Genomic DNA, 24,093 nt, shown 5'->3' with positions numbered 1-24,093 from the left:
ATATTTTCGTTAACTTATCTCTCAACGAAAACACGGAGGAAGTACAGATGTCTTTGATTAATACCAAAATTAAACCTTTCAAAAACCAGGCGTTCAAAAACGGTGAGTTCATCGAAGTAACCGAGAAAGATACCGAAGGTCGCTGGAGCGTCTTCTTCTTCTACCCGGCTGACTTTACTTTCGTTTGCCCGACCGAGCTGGGTGATGTGGCTGACCACTACGAAGAACTGCAGAAACTGGGCGTAGATGTCTATTCCGTATCTACTGACACCCACTTCACCCACAAAGCATGGCACAGCAGCTCTGACACCATCGCGAAAATCAAATACGCGATGATCGGCGACCCGACTGGCGCCCTGACCCGTAACTTCGACAACATGCGTGAAGATGAAGGTCTGGCTGACCGCGCAACCTTCGTTGTAGACCCGCAGGGTATCATCCAGGCAATCGAAGTTACCGCTGAAGGTATCGGCCGTGATGCGTCTGACCTGCTGCGTAAAATTAAAGCCGCACAGTATGTTGCCTCTCACCCAGGTGAAGTTTGCCCGGCGAAATGGAAAGAAGGCGAAGCGACCCTGGCTCCATCCTTAGATCTGGTCGGTAAGATTTAAGTCGCATAATTTGTCGGCCGGATAAACGCAGTGCATCCGGCCATTCCACAGGCGCAGTTTGCGCCTGTTTCATTCCAGCACCATGACGCAAGTTGCATTAATGCAGTCCCGCAAAGTCGGCTTGCATGATGATGTTTTCAGAGAGGGAAGAAGAATGCTCGACACAAATATGAAAACCCAGCTCAAGGCTTATCTTGAGAAACTGACCAAACCTGTTGAGCTGATTGCTACGCTGGATGACAGCGCTAAATCGGCAGAAATCAAGGAACTGCTGACTGAAATTGCTGAACTGTCAGAAAAAGTCACCTTTAAAGAAGACAATACTCTGGCGGTACGCAAGCCATCGTTCTTGATTACCAATCCAGGTTCTCACCAGGGGCCGCGCTTTGCCGGTTCTCCGCTGGGCCATGAGTTTACCTCCCTGGTGCTGGCGCTGCTGTGGACCGGTGGTCATCCGTCAAAAGAGGCGCAGGCGTTGCTGGAGCAGATCCGCGATCTTGACGGTGATTTTGAGTTTGAAACCTATTATTCGCTTTCCTGTCATAACTGTCCGGACGTGGTACAGGCGCTGAACCTGATGTCGGTACTGAATCCACGCATCAAGCATACGGCGATTGACGGCGGTACATTCCAGAACGAAATTACCGATCGCAACGTGATGGGCGTTCCGGCGGTGTATATGAACGGCAAAGAGTTCGGTCAGGGGCGTATGACGCTGACTGAGATCGTGGCGAAAGTAGATAGCGGCGCAGAAAAACGTGCGGCACAAGAGCTGAACAAACGTGATGCTTATGACGTGCTGATTGTCGGTTCCGGTCCTGCGGGGGCGGCAGCGGCAGTGTACTCTGCACGTAAAGGTATTCGCACCGGTCTGATGGGCGAACGTTTTGGCGGTCAGGTTCTTGATACCGTTGATATTGAAAACTACATCTCGGTACCGAAAACCGAAGGCCAGAAACTGGCGGGCGCGCTGAAAGCACACGTTGATGACTATGATGTTGATGTGATCGACAGCCAAAGCGCAAGTAAACTGGTTCCGGCGGCGCAGGAAGGCGGTTTACATCAGATTGAAACGGCATCCGGCGCGGTGCTCAAAGCACGCAGCATTATCATTGCCACCGGTGCGAAATGGCGCAACATGAACGTTCCGGGTGAAGATCAGTATCGCACAAAAGGCGTAACCTACTGCCCGCACTGCGATGGCCCGCTGTTCAAAGGCAAGCGCGTTGCGGTGATTGGTGGCGGCAACTCCGGTGTTGAAGCTGCTATTGACCTGGCAGGCATTGTTGAACATGTGACGCTGCTGGAGTTCGCACCTGAAATGAAGGCTGACCAGGTGCTGCAGAATAAGCTTCGCAGTCTGAAAAACGTCGATATTATTCTGAATGCGCAAACGACAGAAGTGAAAGGCGATGGCAGCAAAGTCACCGGCCTGGAGTATCGCGACCGCGTGAGTGGCGACGTTCACAGTGTGGAACTGGCGGGTATCTTTGTACAGATAGGTCTGCTGCCAAACACCAACTGGTTGGAAGGTGCCGTCGAGCGTAATCGCATGGGTGAAATCATCATCGATGCCAAGTGCGAAACCAGCGTGAAGGGGGTTTTCGCCGCTGGTGACTGCACCACCGTACCGTATAAGCAGATCATCATTGCGACCGGTGAAGGCGCGAAGGCCTCATTGAGTTCGTTTGATTATCTGATTCGCACGACAGTAGCATAAAAAAAGTAAGACTCACCTGCAATGCCAAAACCGTCAGCCATCCGCTGGCGGTTTTTTATTTCCACGCTTTCAGATTGTCAATTCTTGAAACAATAAACCGCATAACACATTCCTTTAATGAGTCTGAACATTAGTTTTATCAAAGAAAGATGAGGCGTTTTCTTTATTATATCAACCTGCATTACGTTTTCATGGTCACCCCTGTCAGGCGTTAACCTGGCAGGGGTTTTCTTTAGCAAATTAGAGACTATTAACGTACAACCAGCACTGGCAGAGTAGCGTGGCGAACAACGCTGGAAGCGTTTGAGCCGAGCAGATGAGTGCTGATTGATGGGTTGCGCGATCCAATGACGACCACATCCGCATTCAACTCTTCACCCAACTCGTTGACGACGTCACGTACGCTGCCAAAGCGGACGTGTTGTTTAATACGGGAAGGATCGATGCTGAAGTGACCGACCATCGTTTGCAGACGAGTTTCCGCTTCGTGTTGTAGATGCTCTTCAAAACGACGGACATCGGCTGCAAAGCGGTGCAGGCTTAAGCTTGCTGAGCCTGGCAGCACATGCAGCAGATGGATAACCCCGTTTTCCTGTGCCAGAAATTCTGCATGGCGAATAGCCTTGTCGCTCAGTTCCATTTCGAATACATCAACAGGCATTATGATTGTGTTGTACATAAACATTCTCCTTGTCATTACATGAACACATATCAGCATAGTATTAAAAATGATTCTGTCAGTCACGACACAGATTTATGTTTTGCGAACAGGAGATAAGGTGAGAGTCAGGAGCTGGGGACTAACCGGAAAGAGGATGCGGATGCATCCCCTGTAAGATAAAGCGAGTGGCTTTGATAAGACAGAGTTAGCGCAGGTAGTCGCCCGCAGCTTCAGGTTGGTACTCAAGCTCAATGACTTCGAGGTGTGTTGAGGTCCCGCCTGGTAGTTCCCAGTGAATGGTGTCGCCAACGCGCAGGCCCAGAAGTGCAGCGCCAACAGGTGCCATTACCGAAAGCTGTGTGCTGCTGTCAGTCATATTGGCCGGATACACCAGGGTACGCACACGGACTTCGCCATCACTCAGATTGCGGAATTTCACGCGGCTGTTCATGGTCACGACATCGTGCGGCATGGTTTCTGGTGAACACATTTGGGCACGATCCAGCTCGGCGTTCAGGGCGTCGGCAATCGGTAAACCAGCAAACGCAGGTTGCTCCAACAGGCGGTCAATGCGTTCCGCATCGAGGTCGTTAATGATGATAGTTGGTCTGGACATTTGTTACTCCATGTCGTCGATACTGCGGGTGCGCAGGTAAATAATCCCAAAAGAAAACCCTCACCGTCAGGCGGCAAGGGTTTAGCTTTTATGATGATACTGAGACTTACCCCTGGTTTGAAGTGATTTAGTTCACATTCAGGCAAATCATCAATATTGTTGCGTATGGTGTGATTTTAGCCGAAAAACGCGATCGTTCTCCAATTTGCATTATGCTTTTTAAGCGCTCGCTGCGGGCGCGTCAAACAACTCAGTGTTCCGCGACAGGAGATCTCATGAGCCAGTACGACAAACTTACCTTGAAAGACGGCAGCTATTTGCATTTTAAAGATTGGGGAAGTGGGCAGCCTATCGTCTTTAGCCATGGCTGGCCGCTGACGGCAGATGCGTTTGAGGATCAGATGCTGTTCCTCGGGGCGAAAGGATTTCGGGTGATCGCCCATGACAGGCGTGGGCATGGGCGTTCAGCCCAACCCTGGGATGGTCACAATATGGATCAGTATGCTGACGATCTGGCTGAACTTACCGCGCATCTCAATCTTAAAGATGCCGTACATGTCGGACACTCTACCGGGGGCGGGGAAGTGGCGAGGTACATTGGTCGCCATGGAACGCAGCGGGTAGCCAAAGCGGTGTTAATCGGCGCGGTGACGCCCATAATGATCAAGACCGACTTTAACCCAAATGGTGTGCCGAAAGAGGTGTTTGATGGCATCCGTGAGGGAGTGATAAACGATCGCGCTGCCTTCTTCTATGAACTGACCGCTGCATTCTATGGCTACAACCGCCCGGGCGTAAATGCGTCGAAAGCCGTTCGTGAAAGCTTTGTTGAACAGGGCTTACAAGGTTCCATCAAAGCGTTGTACGACTGTATTCACGCGTTTTCAGAAACTGACCTGCGTGAGGATCTCAAAAGGATGACTATCCCGACGCTGGTGATCCATGGTGATGACGATCAGATTGTCCCGTTTGAAACCTGCGGAAAGGTTGCGGCGGAAATACTGCCGGACGCGCAGTTGAAGGTGTATGTTGGCGGTTCGCATGGCATTTGCACTACCCATAAACAACAGATCAACGGTGATCTGCTCAACTTTATTCAATCGTAATCTTTAGCGGATTGTTCTACGCTGATCTTCTTTTTCCAGGGAGATGAGCGAAGCATAATTTGTGCTGCGCTGATGTTAACTTCAACAGAGAACACTATGTATTTCTATCAACCATCACAAGGACACGGCTTACCGCATGACCCGCTGAATGCCATCATTGGACCGCGCCCTATTGGCTGGATTGCCTCCCGCGACAGCGATGGTCGGCATAACCTTGCACCGTACAGTTTCTTTAACTGCTTTAATTATCATCCGCCGATTATCGGTTTCGCCAGTAGCGGCTGGAAAGATAGCGTGCAGAATATTATCGACACCGGTGAGTTTGTCTGGAATCTGACGACTCTTGAGCTGGCCAGCGCGATGAACGAAACGTCAGCCAGCTTGCCTCACGGCGAAGATGAGTTTTTTGCCGCCGGGCTTAGTAAGGCAGATAGTCGGATAGTCAGCGTGCCGCGCGTGGCGCAAAGCCCGGTCAATTTTGAGTGTCGCTTATCGCAAAGTCTGCAACTGACAACCGCTGATGGTTCGCCTGTTGAAACCTGGCTGGTGCTGGGAGAAGTGGTGGGTATTCATATTGATGAAACGCTACTGGAAGGCGGCATCTACCAGACGGCGAAAGCAAAACCGGTACTGCGGGCGGGCGGGCCAACGGCGTATTATTCGATCAGTGAAACACACCGCTTTGATTTAGTTCGCCCGGATGCTCGTTCAAAACGCTAACCATATGGACCGACGCCAGCTTGCCGCGCCGGTCGTTATTTTCAGTATCCCACTTTGTCGATAATAAACTGTTTACCGCAGTTACCCGGATGCGGTTGCGGTAAGAATGACTGTGCGGATAACGCCTGGTTAATGGTGTCGGCTTTCAGGGACAACTGGATTTCTGTGAGATAGGCCGGATTGCCGTGGCAGCTTAACTTCACGGCTTTGACGTTCTCTCTGCCCCAGCTTTTAGCGACGGCGGCGTCAAATGCGCTGCGGCTGACTGTTTTGCCGTAGTTTTCCGCGAGGAATTTGCCAGCCTCGCTGTTCTTAACCTCATTATTCATCCGTACCATCGTGCCGAAGTATGCGTCGGGATCAAAACCGAAACAGGCGCCATGTTTGGCATATTCGTAACGTTCCAGACAGGATCTCCCGCCGGCACCGGGCATTACGGCACTGAGTTTTGCCGCGCTTTCCAGCGACAGGCCCGTTTCGGGAGCCGAGCATTTACGGCTGGCGCGCGCTTCAGGCAGGTTGGGAATAGGGCGAGTCGCGCAGCCAAAGCGCATCCAGCGGCGGTTGTCTACTCCGCGGGCGGCGATGGATTTTGGCAGGCTGGGCCATAAACCGTGAACGGTCAGGAAATCTGCTTTGTCCGCGCTCTCTTTTTGCAGACGACATTCGTCGGGCTCTTGACGATTTCTCTCGTGTTGGCTCTGACAAAATCCGGTTTGCCAGGAGAGGGCCAGCACGTAGCTGTCAAAATCAGCGTACTGTTTTGCCTGAAGTTCATCGGCCTGAGCTACAGAAACTGGGAGCAGAAGTGCTGCCAGCAGCGAAGAATAACGCCATGTTGATGTCATGATGATTTCGGATACTTATATAAATTCTGAATATCATCTATTTAATCATAAAAAATGCCAGTCAGGTTTAGCTGACTGGCATCATTTTCATCAGGCGGGAACCCGAATGACTAGCTCCACATTGCCAGAATTGGCCAGCCGACCAGCAAAAGCATAGAGATGTAGATAACGCCGAAGATAGCACCCAGACGCCAGTAGTCTTTGGACTTCACATAACCGCAGCCGTAAATAATAACGCCAGGGCCAGTTGCATACGGAGTCAGACAGCCCATGATACCGATGGACAGTACCAGCAGGATACACAGGTGTTCCATCGGAACGCCCGGGATGCCTTTGCCGACGGCCAGAATAACCGGCAGCATGGTGGCGGTGTGTGCGGAAAGGCTGGCAAACAGGTAGTGAGCAAAATAGAACACCAGCACCAGAACGATCACGGTCGCGTTAGGCGAGAAGCCTTCCAGGTGCGAGCTCATCGTGTTGGCGAACCAGTCGATGAAGCCTGAACGGGTTAAACCATTCGCCATAACGACCAGCGTGGCGAGGTTAACCAGGGTGTTCCATGCGCTGTTATAACGGGTGATGTCTTTCCACGGGACAACGTGCAGCGCCAGCATCAGCGAGACTGCCAGCAGACCCACAGCGGTCGCATCAATCAGTTTACCGCCAAAGACCCACAGACCCAGGCTGAGCAGAACCAGACCGATCAGGGTCAGCTCTTTACGCGTCAGTTTACCCATGGTTTTCAGTTCATCACCAGCCCACGCGGCAACTTCAGCACTGTGAGTAACTTCTGGCTTGTAAAGAACATAGGACAGCCACGGAGCAACGATCAGCAAAATAATACCAACCGGCAGGAAGCTGAGGAACCATTGCAACCAGCTGATTTGAATACCGGCAATTTTATTGACGAATTCCAGACCCAGCACGTTAGGTGCAGCGCCGGTAACGAACATAGAGGAGCTCAGGCTGGTACTGATTACCATCATCCACATCAGATATCCGCCGATACGGCGCGCGGACGGATCGTTCGGGAATGATTTAAACAGCGGCGGCAGGTTTTTGATAACCGGGAATACGGTACCACCGGTTCGCGCGGTGTTGGACGGTGTAAACGGCGCCAGCAGAATGTCGATGATGACAATCGCGTAGCCCAGCGTCAGGGTGCGCTTACCCATGAATTTTACCAGGAACAGCGCGATACGACGACCCAGACCGGTGACTTCATAGCCCAGCGCGAAGATAAACGCGCCAAACACCAACCACACGGTAGTGCTGGAGAAGCCTGCCAGACCCCATTTCAGCGCTTGCTTACCCGCTTTAAACGCCGGGTCTGCCAGCTCTGAAGCATCAAACAGCAGATAGTTGCTGCCGATGACGCAGATCGTTACGGCGATAAAGCTTATCGCTGTTGCCGGGATTGGCTCCAGGATCATCCCAACAATCATTGCCACGAAAACGGCAAAATAGTGCCAGGCCTGCGGGGGCATTCCATCAGGGACAGGGATAAGAAACATGACGCCCATTACGACCAATGGGGCCAGTAATTTCCATATTTTATCTTTTGCTAAAGACATGTGTGTGATTCTCCGGAAAGGATCTTTAATTGTGATAATGATGAACTTGTGAAATCTGAGCTAAGAACCAGGTGACGATCAGCAGATCGGCGCAGCCTCCTGGGCTGAGGTTGCGTTCAATGCACTGTTGGTCGAACTGGCGCAGGTATTCGAGATCGGCAGGGGTGCGAATCCCCCCTTGCTGCAATAGAGTTGTGGCCTGCTGCTGTAGCCAACGCAGACCTTCTGCGCCGCCACGTGAAGCCACGTTGGTGTCGCCATTGATAGACATCAGCAGCAATAACGTGTCGAGTAGCGCCAGTTCAGGATCGCGGCCCTGAGTCAGCAGTGCGCGGTAGTGCGGCAGGGCATGCTGGATGACTAGCGGGTATCCCGCTTCGGCTTCGCCCCGTGCGCCGGTTAATCCCAGTTGCTGATAAAGACGTTGGCCAGCCGTGAGTTGTTGATTGTTCTGGCGCAGTTCGCGCTCGGTCAGGCCACGGCAAAATGTTGCTGCCGTAGAGCAAAGGGTTTCAGCGGTAACAGTCAGTTGGAGCTGGTGCAGGCGGCCAATGGCGGCACACAGCAGCCCCAGTGAAAAGATGCTCCCTTTATGGGTGTTTACCCCCTCGGTGGCGCGAAACATATCGGCTTCGCAGGCCATACCCAGTGGGCGCAGTCCTTTCAACACATCTTCAGGCGACAGCTGTGCGCTAAACGCCCCATATTCAATAAAACGCGGCAGCCAGGTCTGAATTGCCTCAGCGCTGCGATGAAAATCTTCCAGCGCCATATCTTTATGTGCGCCGTTGTTAATACGATCCACCAGACCCGGTTTGGGCGACAGGTTGACTTCAGTCAACATGGCCCGCCACGCAAGCGTTGCGTAAGCGTCAGGCAGATCCAGAGGAAGGACTGCGTTATTGGTTGATGTTGCGGGAATCGGCATCATGCAGCAGAGCCTCCATCTGAGAGAGTAAGTCGGAAAGCGCGTGGGTTTTACCCCGCGCGCATTCGGCAGCGCTTTGCTCGCACAGCAGACAGCGGCGGGCAGGGAGTGCGAAATGACGCCGGGACAGAATTTCCCCTTCAGGGGTCAGGACATCGATGTCCCATAACCGTCCCAGCGGATGTGAATGCTCAAGTTCAATCGTGGCTAGCTTGAGATCGTGGGCCGGGGCCTCAATAGACAAAAGACCTTCCGGACCGCTGGCAGAAACCAGCGCCGTTTGCTCCCTGATAATCCAGGTGGATTTTTCCGCCAGCGCGAGCAGGGCGGTGACGCCGTGATTAAAGATGCGACGGGTTAATGCGCTGTCTTTAATCGGACCCGGTGCGACCACGGTAAATGAGACCAGTGGCGCGTGATGACGCGTCAGCCAGGCATGTTGCCTTGCTTGTCTCTCATCCCGGCTGGCGAGCAGCTCGGGAATCGAAACCGCGTGTTGGGTGGCGTGTTCAGGGAGCAGGCGCATGGCTTATTCCTTCACCTGATGCACAACGTCAATCACCGAGCCATCGCGGTAACGCACAACGGCAATCACGCGGTCGGTGAATTCGATAGCGCGTGGCTGACCGGTGAGCTGCTGTGCACGTTCGCGCAGCCATTCAATGGACACCACTTTCATACCGGCTTCTTTCAGACGTTCAGCCAGTTCCGGACGCGCAGGGTTAACGGCGATACCGTGGTCAGTGACCAGGATGTCTACGCTGTAGCCCGGGGTTACGCAGGCCAGGACGTTATCAACCAGCGTCGGGATGCGTCCGCGAACCAGCGGAGCGACAATGATGGAAAGCGCAGCGGCAACCGCAGTATCGCAGTGACCGCCGGATGCGCCGCGCAGTACGCCGTCAGAACCGGTCAGTACATTAACGTTGAAGCTGGTATCAACTTCCAGCGCACTCAGCACCACGACGTCCAGACGATCGACGGAGGCGCCTTTTGAGCCCCAGTTGGCATACTGGTTGGCACTGATCTCAATGTGGTTTGGATTGCGGGCCAGCGACTCAGCCGCGTTACGGTCAAAGCTCTGTACGTCCAGCAGTTTGCGAATCAGGCCTTTTTCGTGCAGGTCAACGATGGTAGCGGTGATGCCGCCCAGCGCGAAGTCAGCACGGATATCGCGGCTGCGCATCTTGTCTTCCAGGAAACGAGTAACGGCCAGAGAAGCGCCGCCGGTTCCTGTCTGCAGTGAGAAGCCTTCATTGAAGTAACCGGAGTTAGCAATGACGTCTGCCGCGCTACGGGCGATTAACAGTTCTCGCGGGTTGGTGGTCATGCGTGTCGCATCAGCACCGATTTTGTCCGCATCGCCGACCTGATCGATCTGTACAATCAGATCCACTTGATCCTGCGTAATGCTGGCCGGGTTATGTGGATAGGTCAGCAGCTGTTCAGTCAGCAGGACAACCTGTTTTGCATTTTCGGCATCGACGCGGGCATAGCCCAGTGAACCACAGCACGCTTTACCGGTATAGCCGTTAGCGTTACCAAACTGGTCACAGGACGGTACGCCGAGGAACGCCACATCAATGCTGAGTTCGCCACTTTGCACCAGGTGTACACGGCCGCCATGGGAGTGGACCTGCACAGGCTCGGCCAGCAGGCCACGGGAGATCTCTTCCGCCAGCGGGCCACGCAGCCCGGAGGTGTAAATACGGCTGACCACGCCCTGACGGATGTGCTCAACCAGCGGAGCATGGCAGTCGCTCAGGGAGCTGGAGGCCAGCGTCAGATTTTTAAAGCCCATTCTGGCGATGGCGTCCATCACCAGGTTAATCGTCAGATCGCCACCGCGAAAAGCGTGGTGGAAAGAGATGGTCATGCCATCCTGTAAACCTGAACGACGAATGGCGTCTTCCAGGTTAGCGCATAGCTTTTTGTCGCGCGGTTTTTGCGCCTGTAATTCTACTTTTGCGGTGCTCTGATAAGCGGAAAGCTCACTTTCTGCATGACGGCTCCAGGCCGCCACGCGATCCTGGCGTTGAGACTGTTCGATTTTCTGCGTCATTTTTTTGCCTTATTCTTCGCGAATGCCGGAAAGTTCTGCACGGGAGATAACCAGAAGGGCGCGCTCGATAACCGGGCTGTCGACCATTTTGCCGTTCAGGGAAACTACGCCACGGCCTTCGCGAGCGGCGGCTTCAGCGGCTTCCACGACCAGGCGCGCGTGAGCCAGCTCTTTGCGTGTCGGGGCATACAGGTTGTGCAGGAGCTCGATCTGGCGCGGGTTGATGAGCGACTTACCGTCAAAACCCAGTTGCTTGATGTGTGCGGCTTCATGCAGGAAACCCGCTTCGTTGTTGGCATCGGAATAAACGGTGTCGAACGCCTGAATGCCGGCAGAGCGTGCCGCCTGCAAAATAGAGCAGCGGGCAAACAGCAGTTCAGTCCCTTCCGCAGAGCGCTCAGTACGCAGGTTACGCACATAATCTTCCGCACCCAGTGCAATACCGATCAGGCGCTCGGAGGCGTGGGCAATTTCTACCGCGCGGGTAATGCCTAACGGTGATTCGATGGCGGCTAACAGACCGGTACTGCCGGGCTCACGGCCACAGGCTTTCTCGATACGCAGGATTTCGCTTTCGATGTCGATGACATCCTGCGCGGTATCGGTCTTCGGTAAACGCACGATGTCAGCACCGCCGCGTACCACGGCTTCGAGATCGTTAATGCCCCATTCGGAGTCGAGGGCGTTTACGCGCACGATAGTTTCAACGTCGTGATACAGCGGATGCTGCAGCGCGTGGTACACCATACGGCGAGCAGTATCTTTCTCGCGCAGCGCGACGGAGTCTTCCAGGTCGAACATCAGCGCATCTGCCGGATAGATGAACGAGTTGCTGACCATGGCGGCATTGGCGCCCGGTACGAACAGCATGCTGCGGCGGGTACGGGGTTTACGTTGCTGCAAAGATTCACTAATCACTGGCAATCCTCCCATGGCAGTGCAGGAATACCGCCAGCGCGGGCCAGTAGTGCTTCCAGTCGCGCACGTAAAATGCAGTCCAGTGCGCCTTTATCATCAACATTTAATTGCACGCCGCGTACGTTGTAGCGGGACAGAACGTCCAGAATGGTGGCCCGGATGGCATCACCGAACTGCTTTTCGACGCTACTGTTAACCTGCAGGTCAATATCCTGCGAATCGAGTGGGGCGATGCGAATCATCACATCACCGGACTCGAGTGTGCCTGCGACGGCTGCCTGGTTTATTTTCATTTTTCACCTGTTGCTAATGCGGGGGTATTTTGGCGGACTGCCGCACCCGATGAGGCCCGCTCAACCATGCTTTGCAGATAGTGCAGCGTGGCGTCAGGGACCAGGGATGCGATAGCCGTGAGATCTTTTTTAACCAGCAGCTTGCGCACCCAGGAGGCAGAAATCGGCATCTCCTGGAAGCACAGCCGCTCAATTTCCACCAGTTCAATCGGTGGGGCGGGAAGCGTTGGGGTCTCCAGCCAGTAGCGCATATCGTTGTTGTACTGGGAGGTGACGGTGCAATACGGCTCGGTACCGACGAAGCGGTGCGTGACGCCAAGAGCCGGGGCCAGATACTGGCGGAAGATTTTCAGGTCTATTTCGGTATAGCAGTGGTTAATAACGCTCTGCTCTTTGATGAAGTAGCATGGGAATGTGGCGCGGGAAATGATGTATTCCGAACCGCGATGAACGGTTAAACGTGGAATGTCTTTTGTCCCTTTAAGCACCAGATCCAGTCGGTCTTCATACGGAAAACGCGAGGTATCTTCTTTCACCAAAAACAGATGCAGCCAGTCACATTGCGTGGCTGCTTGTTGGATCAGAAAACGATGTCCGTTGGTGAAGGGGTTGGCGTTCATGACGATACAACCAATTTTTTTCCCTTCATGGCGCTGTTTCGCCAGTGATTCAGCGTAGCGTTTCAGACGTGTAGTGCTGTTTTCCATCAGCACCATAATGCCGGGAACGCTGGTCAGCGTAGAAAAACCGCACTGCTTAAACAGCGACTCGTACTCGGTTTTGGTATAGATGAAGAGGTGCGTACAGTGGCGCTCATAGGCGAGGTTGATTAACTCGGTCGCCAGCGTCAACGCTAAGCCTTCACCCCTTACGGATCCGCAGATGGCGACGCACTTTATGATATTGCCGGCAATGCCGCCGCAAGCAATCAGGCGGTCATCACGGGTGACGGTGATAAATACTTCGACAGTTGTATCAACGCTCAAATCATTCTCTTTCAGAAATTGCGCGATAGCCGCCATCTTTTTATTTTCTGAGCGTTTAACTTGCGTGAATATATTATTACCGAACATAGTGAATAGAGCCCCGATGCTATATTTGTTACTGGGTTTCTGTTTTTGTTGCTCTGTTTAGCAACCTGATAACTTCTTGTTTGCAATTGAAGGGAATGTTTTTTTATTACGGAGTATTTCTTTTTTTCCCTGCTGCATACATCGTAAGGAGTATTTTGGAGGTAATTTTTGATTTATTTCACAATAAGTTAGAAGGTTTTAATGTGTTTTATGGTTTTAAGTTTTTTAATTAATTTAACTCCGAAATAGCGTGTGGTTTTAATTTGTTTAATTGATTTAAGGTGGGGAATCTGCAACGATCCTGTTTTATACCGCGACTTGCAAATAAAACATTTTTATTACAACTACAATGAGAAATAAGTTTCGGGTATCGTCGCTGAGGAAGAAATATGGCAGAGCAGAAAAATAAAACACGGTTTCCTTTTTTTCGCAGTCTGGCGTTTCCATTGCGTATCTTTCTGCTTATTTTGGTCGTTTCTGTTTTTATTATCGCCGCGTTAGCACAATACTTTACCGCCAGTTTTGAAGATTATCTGGCAACGCATGTCCGCGATATGGCGATGAACCAGGCCAAAATCATCGCCTCTAACGACAGTATCATCGCGGCGGTGAAGCATCGTGATTACAAGCGTCTGGCGACCATTGCCGACAAACTGCAGAGCGGGACTGACTTCGACTATGTGGTGATCGGGGATACCAACTCTGTCCGCCTTTACCACCCAAATCCGGAAAAAATTGGCTACCCGATGCAGTTCACCAAACCCGGCGCGCTGGAAAGAGGGGAAAGTTACTTTATTACCGGCAAAGGGTCGATTGGGATGGCGATGCGCGCCAAAACGCCCATCTTTGATGACGATGGCAAAATCATTGGCGTGGTCTCAATTGGCTATCTGATCAGTAAAATCGATAGCTGGCGATCGGACTTTTTACTCCCAATGGCAGGGGTGTTTATCCTGCTGTTGCTGGTACTTATGCTGCTCTCCTGGTTATTTGCCGCCCATATTCGCCGGCAGATGTTGGGGATGGAGCCTAAGCAAATCGCGCGGGTAGTGCGTCAGCAGGAAGCGCTATTCAGCTCGGTATATGAAGGTTTGATCGCCGTGGACCCTGATGGGTATATCACCGCAATAAACCGCAGCGCGAGGAAAATGCTGGGGCTGTCTTCGCCTGGACGAAAGTGGCTTGGAAAACCGGTTAGTGAGGTGGTTCAGCCGACTGACTTTTTCACCCAGCAGATTGCGGAAAAACGACAGGACGCGATGGTGAACTTTAATGGCCTGAGCGTTATCGCTAACCGTGAGGCGATTCGCTCCGGCGATGAACTGCTTGGGGCAATCATCAGTTTTCGTAGTAAAGATGAAATTGCTACTCTTAATGCGCAATTAACGCAGATCAAACAGTATGTAGAGAGCCTGAGAACGCTGCGTCATGAACACCTTAACTGGATGTCGACCATTAATGGCCTGCTGCAAATGAAAGAGTATGACCGGGTGCTGGCAATGGTGCAGGGGGAGTCGCAGGCGCAACAGCAACTGATTGACAGCCTGCGCGGCGCGTTTGCCGATCGTCAGGTAGCCGGTCTGTTGTTTGGCAAGGTGCAGCGTGCGCGTGAACTGGGCCTCACTATGACTATCGTTCCTGGCAGTCAACTGCATCAACTCCCTGAGGGGCTGGATAGCACAGAGTTTGCAGCAATTGTTGGCAATCTGCTTGATAATGCATTTGAAGCGAGCTTGCGCACCCAGCAAGGCAACAAGATCGTCGAACTCTATTTGAGCGATGAAGGGGATGACGTGATCATCGAAGTTGCCGATCAGGGATGCGGTGTACCGGAAGCATTGCGTGAAAAAATATTTGAACAGGGTGTGAGCACCCGTACCGATGAACCAGGTGAACATGGCATCGGTTTGTATCTGATTGCAAGTTATGTGAGGCGCTGTAACGGGGTGATTACACTCGAAGATAACTCCCCCTGCGGCACCTTATTTTCTTTATTTCTTCCGAAAGTGAAAAAAAATAATGACGGAACCATTAACGCTATTGATCGTTGAGGATGAAACGCTACTGGCGGAAATGCATGCTGAATATATCCGCCATATACCCGGCTTCAGCCAGATTTGGCTGGCGGGTAATCTTGCGCAAGCGAGGATGATGATTGAGCGTTTTAAGCCCGGTTTGATTCTGCTCGATAACTACTTGCCGGACGGCAAGGGAATTACGTTGTTGCATGAGCTAACCCAGACGCGTTATCCGGGGGGCGTGGTGTTTACCACGGCGGCCAGCGACATGGAAACGGTCTCCGAGGCCGTGCGCAGCGGCGCGTTTGATTATCTGGTCAAACCCATTGCCTACGAGCGCCTGGGACAGACGCTGACGCGTTATCAACAGCGCAGACGCATGTTGGCCGGTAATGACAGCGCCAGTCAAAAGCAGATTGATGAAATGTTTAATGCTTATGCGCGCGGCGAACCGAAAGGCGATTTGCCGACCGGAATTGATGCGTTAACGCTGAATGCGGTGTTGAAATTATTTGCCGATCCGACGGTACATCATACTGCGGAAACGATCGCCCAGGCGCTCACTATCAGCCGTACCACCTCCAGGCGCTACCTGGAGTACTGTGCCAGCCGTCATTTGATTATTGCGGAGATTATTCACGGTAAGGTGGGGAGGCCGCAGCGTATTTATCACGGCGGCTAATTCACGTCATCCTTGAAACTGCCTCTTTGTGGGCGGCGTGAAGAAATCCCAGTCACATAATTATCTATGGTACTGGGGATGTCTTCACTTGCCGCCTTGATGCTGCTTAAATGATTTTGCGTATCAAGGTCAGATACTGACAGTTATCGTTAACCGCCAATCAGGGCGGACGTCGCCGGCACCATCACTTCAGTTGCGATAATCACAACCAGCAGTCCAACCAGAACCGGAACCGAGGTACGTTTCACTACTTCGAACGGAGAGATCTTTGCCATCCCTGCGACAGCGACAACCACACCGGAGACCGGAGAGATTGTGCGTCCAAGGTTTGATGCCTGCAGCATCGGGATAGCAAGGTAAGCCGGGTTAATGCCAGAAGAGTGCGCCAGTTTCGGGATCATCTCAACGAAGGCATAGAACGGTGCGTTACCGGACCCCGTGGTCATTGCCGCCAGCATAGTCAGGATCACCAGTACCAGCATCAGAATAATGCTCGCGGAGCCAAACGAGGTGGCGATAGAAATCAGACTCTGAATAAAGCCGATTGTGCTCAGACCCTGGGCAAAAACGCCCGCCGCGACTAACAGCATCACCACGTTAGCAAAGGCATCCGCCATACCACGGTAGGCGACTTCCAGACCCGAGAAAACCTTCTGGGTGTTGAATCCTCGTACGAACTCCAGTACAGCAGCGATGAGCATGCACAGCACCAGAATCGTAATGATATGCAGCTGTGGGCCCCATTTTCCATCGAAAATCAGGACGCCAACGATCGGGGTAAATGGCAAGATGGCGTAAAACGACGGGGCGGTAGTGGTAATTTCAGCCACATCTAACATTTCATGAGAAATGTTCTCTTTTTTATCCAGATAACGCTGCCAGAAAAAGTGGGCAATCGCCATAGCAATGATGGCGGCAATGGAAATTGGCAGCGTGGTTTTAAACGCGAAATCGATCAGCGGCATTTCCGCGGCTTTTGCAGCCAGCACTACATCACCGGATGTTGGCGAAAGAATAATAGCGGCTGGGGAGGCGCAAATGGCCGCTGCGGCGCCACGGCTAATCCCAACGTTAACCATGACCGGGAACAATGTCGCCATCAGCAATACGCCCAGACCGGTTGCTGAAGAGACCGCCAGGGACATCAGGCAGGCGACAAAATAGGCGGCAATCATAAGCAGATAAGGTGAATTGATATACTGCAGCGGCTTAGAGGCCAGCTTAACCACCATATCATTCGCGCCAATATGCGTCATGTAGGCGGCAAAACCACACAGCATCATAATCATCATGCCGAGATCGCCGCCACGGCTCATCAGCAAAATTTTAATATATTCAACAATGTCTGTTGCCGTATAGCCCGTTGTTGCTGCGCTAGACGGCAAAACTTTATGGCCCATCAACGCACTGATAATCAGCAAAACCAGACCGCCGACAAACAGTACGCCTGTCGCGGAATAACCTTTAATGATGTAGCGCGCTACACCCACAATAACCACAACCCCAATAAGGAGTTCAATAAATGTCAACATTGTTTCCCCTGTCGCATTGCTGCCCAGAAAGTTAAAAAACTAAAAAAAGTAAAAAGTGGTGACAGAATGTGCCTAATAAACCGATAACTCTTGCTGATTGAAATCAATAAAAATACGGATTCAAGCGATGGCTAAGCCGTTTTTTCAGCATCGCGATTAAAAAAAGAATATCACAATAAAAAACTGTGAAGCGCAGCGTTGGTGTGTGTGTTTTGTGGTGATATTGATGCTTTATTGTTAATTTATTGTGATGTTATTTAACTCTCGCCGCAGGAAAGCACAATTTATTGGCAATAAAGAGAAAATAGTTCCTATGAAATGGCTCAGTAAATAAAGGGATAACTTATAGGCTGAGGAATATTCTGATTTTTTATTTGCGCATTTTTGTTAAGCTGACATTAAGGTTGGGTTTGCTAAAATTAATATTAAATCCCAGGATGGTAATTAAGTTGTGATTTTCGCTAAACGATATTTTCTCATTTTTTCATTTATTTTTATTCAGTTAGCTTTCACTTCCCAGGCTGCTGCTGAAGATAAAGGCTGGTTTGCTACTTTTAAAGATAATGTAAGTGAAACCTGGCAGCAGCCGGAACATTATGATCTGTATGTACCTGCTATTACCTGGCATGCGCGTTTTGCCTACGATAAAGAAAAAACGGATCGCTACAATGAACGGCCGTGGGGTGCAGGATTTGGTCAATCCCGTTGGGATGATAAAGGTAACTGGCACGGACTTTATATCATGGCGTTTAAGGATTCCTACAATAAATGGGAACCCATTGGCGGCTATGGCTGGGAAAAAACCTGGCGACCGCTGGCTGATGAAAACTTCCATACAGGTCTCGGCTTTACCGCCGGTTTCACCGCGCGTGATAACTGGAACTATATTCCGGTACCGGTGCTGTTACCGCTGGCATCAATTGGTTATGGCCCGGCAACGTTTCAGATGACCTACATTCCTGGAACGTATAACAACGGCAACGTCTACTTTGCGTGGATGCGGTTCCAGTTTTGATGGACTACCTGTATTGTCAGGTAGTTTATTGGAAAGTCTTTTAAAAACATAGTGATAGGAAGTTTAACTGAAAAATAACGCGACATTTATCACTTTTTGATAAAGTTCGACTGGACAAAGTGCACCACAATTGTTGTACTGATACCCGACACAGCATTTGTGTCTATTTTTCATGTAAAGGTAATTTTGATGTCTAAGATTAAAGGTAACGTTAAGTGGTTTAATGAGTCCAAAGGATTCGGTTTCATTACTCCGGAAGATGGCAGCAAAGACGTGTTCGTACACTTCTCTGCAATCCAGACCAATGGTTTTAAAACTCTGGCTGAAGGTCAGCGTGTAGAGTTCGAAATCACTAACGGTGCCAAAGGCCCTTCTGCTGCAAACGTAATCGCTCTGTAAGCATACGACAGCAAGCATTCAAAACCCGCTTAATTGCGGGTTTTTTTCGCTTCAATGTGCGGGAGAGACAGATACCAACCAGAATGCCAGGGCGGTCATCGCGAATGATCCCAACAGATTAACCAGTACATTCACCATAGCCCAACCAAAGCGTCCTTCCTGCAGTAAAAACACTACCTCAGCAGAGAAAGTGGAAAACGTTGTCAGTCCCCCGCAAAAGCCAGTAGTAATCAGCACTTTCCACATTGGGTCAATATTTGTCATGCGATTAAACCATGCCAGACCCATACCAATGATAAATGCGCCAAGTAAGTTTGCAGCCAGCGTACCGAATGGAATGGCCTGATGCAGCGGGTTAAACCGCATACTCAACATCCATCTTGCTACGCTACCTGTGCCACCACCGATAAAAACCGCTAAAAGGAGTTGTAACACTGCGTAATCCTGCTATTTGATTGTATAGAGGGTGAGTGTAACGCTGAATAATTGTTGTTGGCGAGCTTAACAAAGTTTTCTGGAGGGAATATGTTCGTTGCAGCAGGGCAATTTGCCGTGGGACCTTCATGGGAAAAAAATGCAGAAACCTGCGCCTTACTGATGTCTCAGGCTGCTGGAGAGGGGGCGTCGCTACTGGTATTACCGGAGGCATTGTTGGCGCGTGACGATTTAGACCCTGACCTGTCAGTGAAATCAGCTCAGCTTTTGGAAGGCGGGTTTCTGACGCATTTGTTGCGAGAAAGCGCACAAAATGAGATGACGACAATCCTGACGATTCATGTTCCCTCTGTGCCAGGCCGGGCATTTAACATGCTGGTGGCGCTACGGGCTGGTCGGGTAGTGGCCCATTACGCTAAATTACATCTCTATGATGCCTTTTCGATTCAGGAGTCACGTAATGTCGATGCAGGGGACGCCATAGCACCGCTGCTGGACGTAGGCGGATTAAAAGTAGGGCTAATGACCTGCTATGACCTGCGCTTCCCTGAGCTGGCGCTGGCGCACGCGTTGCAGGGGGCTGAGATTCTCGTTTTACCTGCGGCTTGGGTGCGGGGATCGTTAAAAGAGCATCATTGGGCCACGCTTTTGGCGGCAAGAGCGCTGGATGCCACGTGTTATCTGGTTGCGGCTGGAGAATGCGGTAACAAGAATATCGGCCAAAGCCGGGTCATCGATCCCTTTGGCGTGACTATTGCGGCGGCGGCTGAAACGCCCGCGCTCATTATGGCCGAGGTTTCCGCCGAGCGGGTGAGGCAGGTCAGGGCACAACTTCCGGTGTTAAGTAACCGACGCTTTGCGCCACCGCAATTATTATGACGTTTTTTTAAACAAGGCTTGATTCACCTTGTTACAGATTGCTATTGTGTGCGCGCGTCGAAAGGCCGTTAATATTCTCAGGTTAATATGGCGCTTTATGTAGCCTGGTTTAAGTCAAGAAGGTATCTATGGGTGAGATTAGTATTACCAAACTGCTGGTGGTTGCCGCACTGGTTGTTCTGCTGTTTGGTACCAAGAAGTTACGTACTCTGGGTGGAGACCTGGGGACGGCAATCAAGGGCTTCAAGAAAGCAATGAACGACGATAATGCCGATGCCAAGAAAGAGGCTGATGGTAGCGTTCAGGCTGAGAAGCTTTCTCATAAAGAGTAATACTGCAAACTCTGCATGAAAAAAAACCGGCGATTTGCCGGTTTTTTATTTCTGATATGTAAGTGAGTATTACACGATTACTTCACTTCCAGCCCTTTGGCCTGCATGTCAGCATGGTATGAAGAGCGCACGAATGGACCGCAAGCAGCGTGGGTAAAGCCCATAGCCATGGCTTCTGCTTTCATCTCATCGAACTCATCCGGGCTTACATAGCGTTGAACCGGGAGGTGATGGCGGCTTGGCTGTAAATACTGCCCCAGCGTCAGCATGGTCACGCCATGGCTACGCAGGTCGCGCATGACCTCAATGATTTCAGCATTGGTTTCACCCAGACCCACCATCAGACCCGATTTGGTCGGAATCTCCGGGTGCGCTTCCTTGAAGCGTTCCAGAAGCTTCAGCGACCAGTTGTAGTCAGCCCCAGGGCGTACATTACGATAAATACGCGGTACGTTTTCGAGGTTGTGGTTAAACACGTCTGGCGGCGTGGCTGTGAGGATATCCAGCGCGCGATCCATACGGCCACGGAAGTCAGGCACCAGCGTTTCGATTTTAATCGACGGGCTTTTCTCACGAATCGCGGTGATGCAGTCAGCAAAGTGCTGAGCGCCGCCGTCACGCAGATCGTCGCGGTCAACGGAGGTAATCACGACATAGCGCAGCGCCATGTCCGCAATCGTCTGAGCCAGTTTTAACGGCTCGTTGGCGTCAGGAGCAACCGGACGGCCATGGGCAACGTCACAGAATGGGCAACGGCGAGTACAGATTGCGCCGAGGATCATAAAGGTTGCTGTTCCGTGATTGAAACATTCAGCCAGGTTAGGGCAGGAAGCTTCTTCGCAGACAGAGTGCAGGCCATTTTTGCGCATTGCCGCTTTGATGCCCTGGATGCGAGTGGAGTCCGCTGGCAGTTTTATTTTCATCCATTCCGGTTTACGCAGCAGGGCTTCACGCTCTGTTGCCACATTTTTTACCGGGATAAGAGCCATCTTATCGGCATCGCGGTATTTAACACCGCGTTCCATCACAATGGGTTTACTCATAGCTTGCGTGTTCCAGTTGCGAATTACGAAGGAAAGCGTTTCAATTCAAGGGAATGTTGCATTTATCAACTATTTTTGAATTAGTGATACGCAGTATATCATTGAAACGGGCCAGAAAGCAGCCTGACAGGCTGGCAAAATGTAAAATAGTTGTTGTTTTGTGCCATTTGCCACAACATATGCCGTGGCAAACTATGACCGTATTTTCAGTCCGCAATGTACTCGTGCGGTGGGTTACCCAACAGCGCGAAGATGTTGGCCAGCAGGCGGGGGCGAATGCTCTTGGTCGTGGCCGTGCTATCCCACTGTGATACTTTCGCCATCTCCATCCCGGCATAACCACAAGGATTGATACGCAGGAAAGGCGACAAGTCCATATCCACGTTGAGCGCTAAGCCGTGAAATGAACATCCTTTACGGATACGTAATCCCAAAGAGCAGATTTTCTTCACACCCACGTATACGCCAGGCGCATCGGCTCGCGGGTGGGCGTCAATGCCGATTTCGGCAAGGGTATTCACGACGGTTTGCTCCAGCAGCGTAACCAGTTCGCGCACGCCAAGTTTACGACGCTTCAGGTTCAACAGCACATACATGACCTGTTGGCCTGGCCCGTGGTAGGTTACCTGACCGCCACGATCGCTCTGGATCACCGGAATATCTCCCGGCATCAATACGTGCTCAGCTTTACCTGCCTGACCCTGGGTGAAGACAGGATAATGCTCTACCAGCCAGATTTCATCATGACTGTTTTCATCACGGGTATCGGTAAATTCATGCATGGCCAGAGAGACTGGCTCGTAAGGTTGAAGACCGAGCTGGCGGACCAGAATTTTATCCTGATACAAAACGGCATCTCCGTAGAGAATGTTAAAGAGGGGAAAAGTATATCACAGGGGGGAGGGGTTACCCGAGCGGGGATGCAGCGGGTAACCGACAGGTTTTTACAGCACCATGCGTACGATATCGATATTGCCTAATTCTTCGTACAACGTTTCAACCTGCTCAATGTGTGTAGCAGTGATGGTGATTGAGACCGAGTGGTAGTTGCCTTTGCTGCTCGGTTTTACCGTCGGAGAGTAATCACCTGGCGCATGGCGCTGTACCACTTCAACCACCTGATCAACCAGCTCAGGCAACGCCTGCCCCATTACTTTGTAAGTAAATGGAGTAGGGAATTCAAGCAGTTCGTTAAGTTTGGTTTTCATGTCAGCTCCGGCGTTACATCAAAAAATAATAACTCCCACTGCGCGTGGGAGTTATCTGGATACCTAGTATATGGGGACGTAAATCACACTTTCAAGTGTTCGATTTTTAGCCAAACCAGTGATGGAACATTAATTTAATGTAATCAATGATTTTCCCAAAGAAGTTGCCTTCAGGGATTTCCTGCAGCACCACCAGTGGGCGCTGTTCAATGGTTTTGCCATCTAACTGGAAGTTGATAGTGCCGACAACCTGGTTTTTCTGCAGCGGGGCGTGCAGTTCAGTGGTGTTCAACACATAGCTGGCTTTCAGGTCTTTCATGCGGCCGCGCGGAATGGTCAGGTAGACGTCTTTATCAACGCCTAACGACGCACGATCGGTGTTACCAAACCAGGCGGGTTCTGAGGCAAATTCTTTACCCACTTTCAACGGGTTCACGGTTTCGAAGAAACGGAAGCCCCAGGTCAGCAGTTTTTTACTTTCGGTTTCTCGGCCTTTATAGGTGCGACCACCCATAACGGCGGAGATCAGACGCATCTGGCCTTCGGTTGCGGATGCAACGAGGTTATAGCCAGCCTTATCGGTGTGACCGGTTTTGATACCGTCGACATTCAGGCTGTTATCCCACAGCAGGCCGTTGCGGTTTAACTGACGAATGCCGTTAAAGGTGAACTCTTTTTCTTTATAGATAGAGTATTCGTTAGGCACGTCGCGAATCAGAGCCTGACCAATCATCGCCATGTCGCGAGCCGAGCTGTACTGACCGTCAGCATCGAGACCATGAACGGTCTGGAAGTGGGTGTTTTTCAGGCCCAGCGCATTCACATAGCTGTTCATCAGGCCGACGAAAGCATCCTGGCTACCGGCTGCGAAGTCTGCCATCGCCACGCACGCGTCGTTTCCGGATTGCAGGTTAATACCACGGATCAGCTGAGAAACAGGAACCTGCATGCCTGGCTTGAGGAACATCAGCGATGAACCTTTGAAGACCGGGTTGCCCGTAGCCCATGCGTCATTGCCGACGGTGACCAGATCGGTTTCTTTGAATTTCCCGGCTTTCATCGCCTGGCCGATGACGTAGCTGGTCATCATTTTGGTCAGGCTGGCGGGGTCGCGGCGAGTGTCTGCGTTCTGTTCTGCCAGAACTTTACCTGAATTGTAATCAATCAGGATATACGACTCCGCATCGATCTGCGGAACACCCGGGATCATGGTTTTAATATTCAGGTCATCGGCATGGGCAGCAGAGAGAGAGGCTGCGCAGAGAGCCGCGGTGAGCGCCATACGCTGCACGAAACGAGCGGAAAAAGTGGTCTTCATGGTCTGAACTACGACGTCCGTGATGAAATTAAAAAAAGTGCCCTACTATAGCAAATGCATAACTGGCAGGCATCTGACTTTCCGCGTGACTTTGTTAATGTC

Annotated in this window: 26 protein-coding genes; 10 read left to right on the top strand and 16 right to left on the bottom strand. The window is 51.4% G+C overall.

Features of this window, described 5'->3' with window-relative positions:
• Positions 1-47: 47 nt before the first annotated feature.
• Positions 48-611, top strand: a complete 564-nt coding sequence (gene ahpC, locus HV229_RS17920; RefSeq protein ID WP_004859485.1) for an alkyl hydroperoxide reductase subunit C — start codon at positions 48-50, stop codon at positions 609-611.
• Positions 612-765: 154 nt separating this feature from the next.
• Positions 766-2,331: an alkyl hydroperoxide reductase subunit F gene (gene ahpF / locus HV229_RS17915; protein ID WP_016152210.1), complete on the top strand. Its 1,566-nt coding sequence runs from the start codon at positions 766-768 to the stop codon at positions 2,329-2,331.
• Between the two features lie 250 nt (positions 2,332-2,581).
• On the opposite strand, the gene uspG is transcribed toward ahpF, so the two are convergent.
• Complete coding sequence (gene uspG, locus HV229_RS17910) at positions 2,582-3,010, bottom strand: universal stress protein UspG (protein WP_016152215.1); 429 nt, start codon at positions 3,008-3,010, stop codon at positions 2,582-2,584.
• A 187-nt stretch (positions 3,011-3,197) separates the two neighbouring features.
• Positions 3,198-3,608: a nucleoside diphosphate kinase regulator gene (gene rnk, locus HV229_RS17905; protein WP_005120853.1), complete on the bottom strand. Its 411-nt coding sequence runs from the start codon at positions 3,606-3,608 to the stop codon at positions 3,198-3,200.
• 275 nt (positions 3,609-3,883) lie between these two features.
• Between rnk and HV229_RS17900 the strand changes: the two genes are divergently transcribed.
• Together HV229_RS17900 and HV229_RS17895 are read left to right on the top strand one after the other, a co-directional pair.
• Entirely contained in the window at positions 3,884-4,714 is an 831-nt protein-coding gene (locus HV229_RS17900) for an alpha/beta hydrolase (RefSeq protein ID WP_181546061.1), read from the top strand.
• 96 nt (positions 4,715-4,810) lie between these two features.
• On the top strand, positions 4,811-5,434 hold the full coding sequence (locus HV229_RS17895; protein ID WP_016155958.1) for a flavin reductase family protein: 624 nt from the start codon (positions 4,811-4,813) through the stop codon (positions 5,432-5,434).
• A 41-nt stretch (positions 5,435-5,475) separates the two neighbouring features.
• On the opposite strand, the gene rna is transcribed toward HV229_RS17895, so the two are convergent.
• The 8 genes from rna to citC all read right to left on the bottom strand — a co-directional run bounded on the left by rna (position 5,476) and on the right by citC (position 13,130).
• Positions 5,476-6,282 carry a ribonuclease I gene (gene rna / locus HV229_RS17890; RefSeq protein ID WP_181546059.1) on the bottom strand — a complete coding sequence of 269 codons (807 nt, stop codon included), beginning with the start codon at positions 6,280-6,282 and terminating at the stop codon, positions 5,476-5,478.
• Positions 6,283-6,392: 110 nt separating this feature from the next.
• A complete protein-coding gene (gene citT, locus HV229_RS17885) occupies positions 6,393-7,856 on the bottom strand; it encodes a citrate/succinate antiporter CitT (protein WP_016152219.1) in 1,464 nt (487 codons plus the stop codon).
• 25 nt (positions 7,857-7,881) lie between these two features.
• Entirely contained in the window at positions 7,882-8,787 is a 906-nt protein-coding gene (gene citG, locus HV229_RS17880; RefSeq protein ID WP_181546057.1) for a triphosphoribosyl-dephospho-CoA synthase CitG, read from the bottom strand.
• A complete protein-coding gene (gene citX, locus HV229_RS17875) occupies positions 8,756-9,310 on the bottom strand; it encodes a citrate lyase holo-[acyl-carrier protein] synthase (RefSeq protein WP_094760678.1) in 555 nt (184 codons plus the stop codon). Before citX ends, citG begins: the two co-directional genes overlap by 32 nt.
• Before the next feature lie 3 nt (positions 9,311-9,313).
• Positions 9,314-10,846 carry a citrate lyase subunit alpha gene (gene citF, locus HV229_RS17870; protein ID WP_181546055.1) on the bottom strand — a complete coding sequence of 511 codons (1,533 nt, stop codon included), beginning with the start codon at positions 10,844-10,846 and terminating at the stop codon, positions 9,314-9,316.
• A gap of 9 nt (positions 10,847-10,855) precedes the next feature.
• On the bottom strand, positions 10,856-11,764 hold the full coding sequence (locus HV229_RS17865; protein ID WP_046274582.1) for an aldolase/citrate lyase family protein: 909 nt from the start codon (positions 11,762-11,764) through the stop codon (positions 10,856-10,858).
• Positions 11,761-12,057 (bottom strand): citrate lyase acyl carrier protein, encoded by a 297-nt coding sequence (gene citD, locus HV229_RS17860; RefSeq protein WP_003831276.1) that lies wholly within the window; start codon positions 12,055-12,057, stop codon positions 11,761-11,763. Before citD ends, HV229_RS17865 begins: the two co-directional genes overlap by 4 nt.
• Positions 12,054-13,130: a [citrate (pro-3S)-lyase] ligase gene (citC, locus tag HV229_RS17855; RefSeq protein ID WP_181546053.1), complete on the bottom strand. Its 1,077-nt coding sequence runs from the start codon at positions 13,128-13,130 to the stop codon at positions 12,054-12,056. The genes citD and citC overlap by 4 nt, the downstream gene beginning before the upstream one ends.
• A 389-nt stretch (positions 13,131-13,519) precedes the next feature.
• On the opposite strand from citC, the gene dpiB reads away from it, so the two are divergent.
• Complete coding sequence (gene dpiB / locus HV229_RS17850; RefSeq protein ID WP_046274583.1) at positions 13,520-15,181, top strand: sensor histidine kinase DpiB; 1,662 nt, start codon at positions 13,520-13,522, stop codon at positions 15,179-15,181.
• Positions 15,150-15,830 (top strand): two-component response regulator DpiA, encoded by a 681-nt coding sequence (gene dpiA, locus HV229_RS17845; RefSeq protein ID WP_016152226.1) that lies wholly within the window; start codon positions 15,150-15,152, stop codon positions 15,828-15,830. Before dpiB ends, dpiA begins: the two co-directional genes overlap by 32 nt.
• A 149-nt stretch (positions 15,831-15,979) precedes the next feature.
• Here dpiA and dcuC read toward each other — a convergent pair whose 3' ends face one another.
• On the bottom strand, positions 15,980-17,362 hold the full coding sequence (dcuC, locus tag HV229_RS17840) for an anaerobic C4-dicarboxylate transporter DcuC (RefSeq protein ID WP_016152227.1): 1,383 nt from the start codon (positions 17,360-17,362) through the stop codon (positions 15,980-15,982).
• 451 nt (positions 17,363-17,813) lie between these two features.
• Between dcuC and pagP the strand changes: the two genes are divergently transcribed.
• Together pagP and cspE are read left to right on the top strand one after the other, a co-directional pair.
• Positions 17,814-18,377, top strand: a complete 564-nt coding sequence (gene pagP, locus HV229_RS17835; RefSeq protein WP_016155963.1) for a lipid IV(A) palmitoyltransferase PagP — start codon at positions 17,814-17,816, stop codon at positions 18,375-18,377.
• Between the two features lie 189 nt (positions 18,378-18,566).
• Positions 18,567-18,776, top strand: coding sequence for a transcription antiterminator/RNA stability regulator CspE (gene cspE, locus HV229_RS17830; protein WP_000034825.1), 210 nt, complete (start codon positions 18,567-18,569; stop codon positions 18,774-18,776).
• Positions 18,777-18,827: 51 nt separating this feature from the next.
• On the opposite strand, the gene crcB is transcribed toward cspE, so the two are convergent.
• A complete protein-coding gene (crcB, locus tag HV229_RS17825; protein ID WP_181546051.1) occupies positions 18,828-19,211 on the bottom strand; it encodes a fluoride efflux transporter CrcB in 384 nt (127 codons plus the stop codon).
• A 90-nt stretch (positions 19,212-19,301) separates the two neighbouring features.
• On the opposite strand from crcB, the gene HV229_RS17820 reads away from it, so the two are divergent.
• Complete coding sequence (locus tag HV229_RS17820) at positions 19,302-20,090, top strand: deaminated glutathione amidase (RefSeq protein WP_016155964.1); 789 nt, start codon at positions 19,302-19,304, stop codon at positions 20,088-20,090.
• A gap of 128 nt (positions 20,091-20,218) precedes the next feature.
• Positions 20,219-20,422, top strand: coding sequence for a twin-arginine translocase subunit TatE (gene tatE, locus HV229_RS17815; RefSeq protein ID WP_016152230.1), 204 nt, complete (start codon positions 20,219-20,221; stop codon positions 20,420-20,422).
• A gap of 77 nt (positions 20,423-20,499) precedes the next feature.
• On the opposite strand, the gene lipA is transcribed toward tatE, so the two are convergent.
• The 4 genes from lipA to dacA all read right to left on the bottom strand — a co-directional run bounded on the left by lipA (position 20,500) and on the right by dacA (position 23,991).
• On the bottom strand, positions 20,500-21,465 hold the full coding sequence (lipA, locus tag HV229_RS17810; protein ID WP_003022702.1) for a lipoyl synthase: 966 nt from the start codon (positions 21,463-21,465) through the stop codon (positions 20,500-20,502).
• A 206-nt stretch (positions 21,466-21,671) separates the two neighbouring features.
• Positions 21,672-22,313 (bottom strand): lipoyl(octanoyl) transferase LipB, encoded by a 642-nt coding sequence (gene lipB, locus HV229_RS17805; RefSeq protein WP_181546049.1) that lies wholly within the window; start codon positions 22,311-22,313, stop codon positions 21,672-21,674.
• Positions 22,314-22,409: 96 nt separating this feature from the next.
• On the bottom strand, positions 22,410-22,673 hold the full coding sequence (gene ybeD, locus HV229_RS17800) for a DUF493 family protein YbeD (RefSeq protein ID WP_003022706.1): 264 nt from the start codon (positions 22,671-22,673) through the stop codon (positions 22,410-22,412).
• A gap of 106 nt (positions 22,674-22,779) precedes the next feature.
• Positions 22,780-23,991, bottom strand: coding sequence for a D-alanyl-D-alanine carboxypeptidase DacA (gene dacA / locus HV229_RS17795; RefSeq protein ID WP_003022711.1), 1,212 nt, complete (start codon positions 23,989-23,991; stop codon positions 22,780-22,782).
• Between the last annotated feature and the right edge of the window lie 102 nt (positions 23,992-24,093).

This window comes from Citrobacter sp. RHBSTW-00524 (assembly GCF_013747755.1).
Classification (GTDB): domain Bacteria; phylum Pseudomonadota; class Gammaproteobacteria; order Enterobacterales; family Enterobacteriaceae; genus Citrobacter; species Citrobacter braakii.
Note: the sequence above shows the minus strand (reverse complement) of the source record. Positions and strands in the feature narration are given on the sequence as shown.

Excerpts from the sequence above, each read along its gene's own strand:
- ahpC (WP_004859485.1), top strand. The coding sequence starts at position 48 with ATGTCTTTGATTAATACCAAAATTAAACCTTTCAAAAACCAGGCGTTC.
- ahpF (WP_016152210.1), top strand. The coding sequence starts at position 766 with ATGCTCGACACAAATATGAAAACCCAGCTCAAGGCTTATCTTGAGAAA.
- uspG (WP_016152215.1), bottom strand. The coding sequence starts at position 3,010 with ATGTACAACACAATCATAATGCCTGTTGATGTATTCGAAATGGAACTG.
- rnk (WP_005120853.1), bottom strand. The coding sequence starts at position 3,608 with ATGTCCAGACCAACTATCATCATTAACGACCTCGATGCGGAACGCATT.
- HV229_RS17900 (WP_181546061.1), top strand. The coding sequence starts at position 3,884 with ATGAGCCAGTACGACAAACTTACCTTGAAAGACGGCAGCTATTTGCAT.
- HV229_RS17895 (WP_016155958.1), top strand. The coding sequence starts at position 4,811 with ATGTATTTCTATCAACCATCACAAGGACACGGCTTACCGCATGACCCG.
- rna (WP_181546059.1), bottom strand. The coding sequence starts at position 6,282 with ATGACATCAACATGGCGTTATTCTTCGCTGCTGGCAGCACTTCTGCTC.
- citT (WP_016152219.1), bottom strand. The coding sequence starts at position 7,856 with ATGTCTTTAGCAAAAGATAAAATATGGAAATTACTGGCCCCATTGGTC.
- citG (WP_181546057.1), bottom strand. The coding sequence starts at position 8,787 with ATGATGCCGATTCCCGCAACATCAACCAATAACGCAGTCCTTCCTCTG.
- citX (WP_094760678.1), bottom strand. The coding sequence starts at position 9,310 with ATGCGCCTGCTCCCTGAACACGCCACCCAACACGCGGTTTCGATTCCC.
- citF (WP_181546055.1), bottom strand. The coding sequence starts at position 10,846 with ATGACGCAGAAAATCGAACAGTCTCAACGCCAGGATCGCGTGGCGGCC.
- citD (WP_003831276.1), bottom strand. The coding sequence starts at position 12,057 with ATGAAAATAAACCAGGCAGCCGTCGCAGGCACACTCGAGTCCGGTGAT.
- citC (WP_181546053.1), bottom strand. The coding sequence starts at position 13,130 with ATGTTCGGTAATAATATATTCACGCAAGTTAAACGCTCAGAAAATAAA.
- dpiB (WP_046274583.1), top strand. The coding sequence starts at position 13,520 with ATGGCAGAGCAGAAAAATAAAACACGGTTTCCTTTTTTTCGCAGTCTG.
- dpiA (WP_016152226.1), top strand. The coding sequence starts at position 15,150 with ATGACGGAACCATTAACGCTATTGATCGTTGAGGATGAAACGCTACTG.
- dcuC (WP_016152227.1), bottom strand. The coding sequence starts at position 17,362 with ATGTTGACATTTATTGAACTCCTTATTGGGGTTGTGGTTATTGTGGGT.
- cspE (WP_000034825.1), top strand. The coding sequence starts at position 18,567 with ATGTCTAAGATTAAAGGTAACGTTAAGTGGTTTAATGAGTCCAAAGGA.
- HV229_RS17820 (WP_016155964.1), top strand. The coding sequence starts at position 19,302 with ATGTTCGTTGCAGCAGGGCAATTTGCCGTGGGACCTTCATGGGAAAAA.
- tatE (WP_016152230.1), top strand. The coding sequence starts at position 20,219 with ATGGGTGAGATTAGTATTACCAAACTGCTGGTGGTTGCCGCACTGGTT.
- lipA (WP_003022702.1), bottom strand. The coding sequence starts at position 21,465 with ATGAGTAAACCCATTGTGATGGAACGCGGTGTTAAATACCGCGATGCC.
- ybeD (WP_003022706.1), bottom strand. The coding sequence starts at position 22,673 with ATGAAAACCAAACTTAACGAACTGCTTGAATTCCCTACTCCATTTACT.
- dacA (WP_003022711.1), bottom strand. The coding sequence starts at position 23,991 with ATGAAGACCACTTTTTCCGCTCGTTTCGTGCAGCGTATGGCGCTCACC.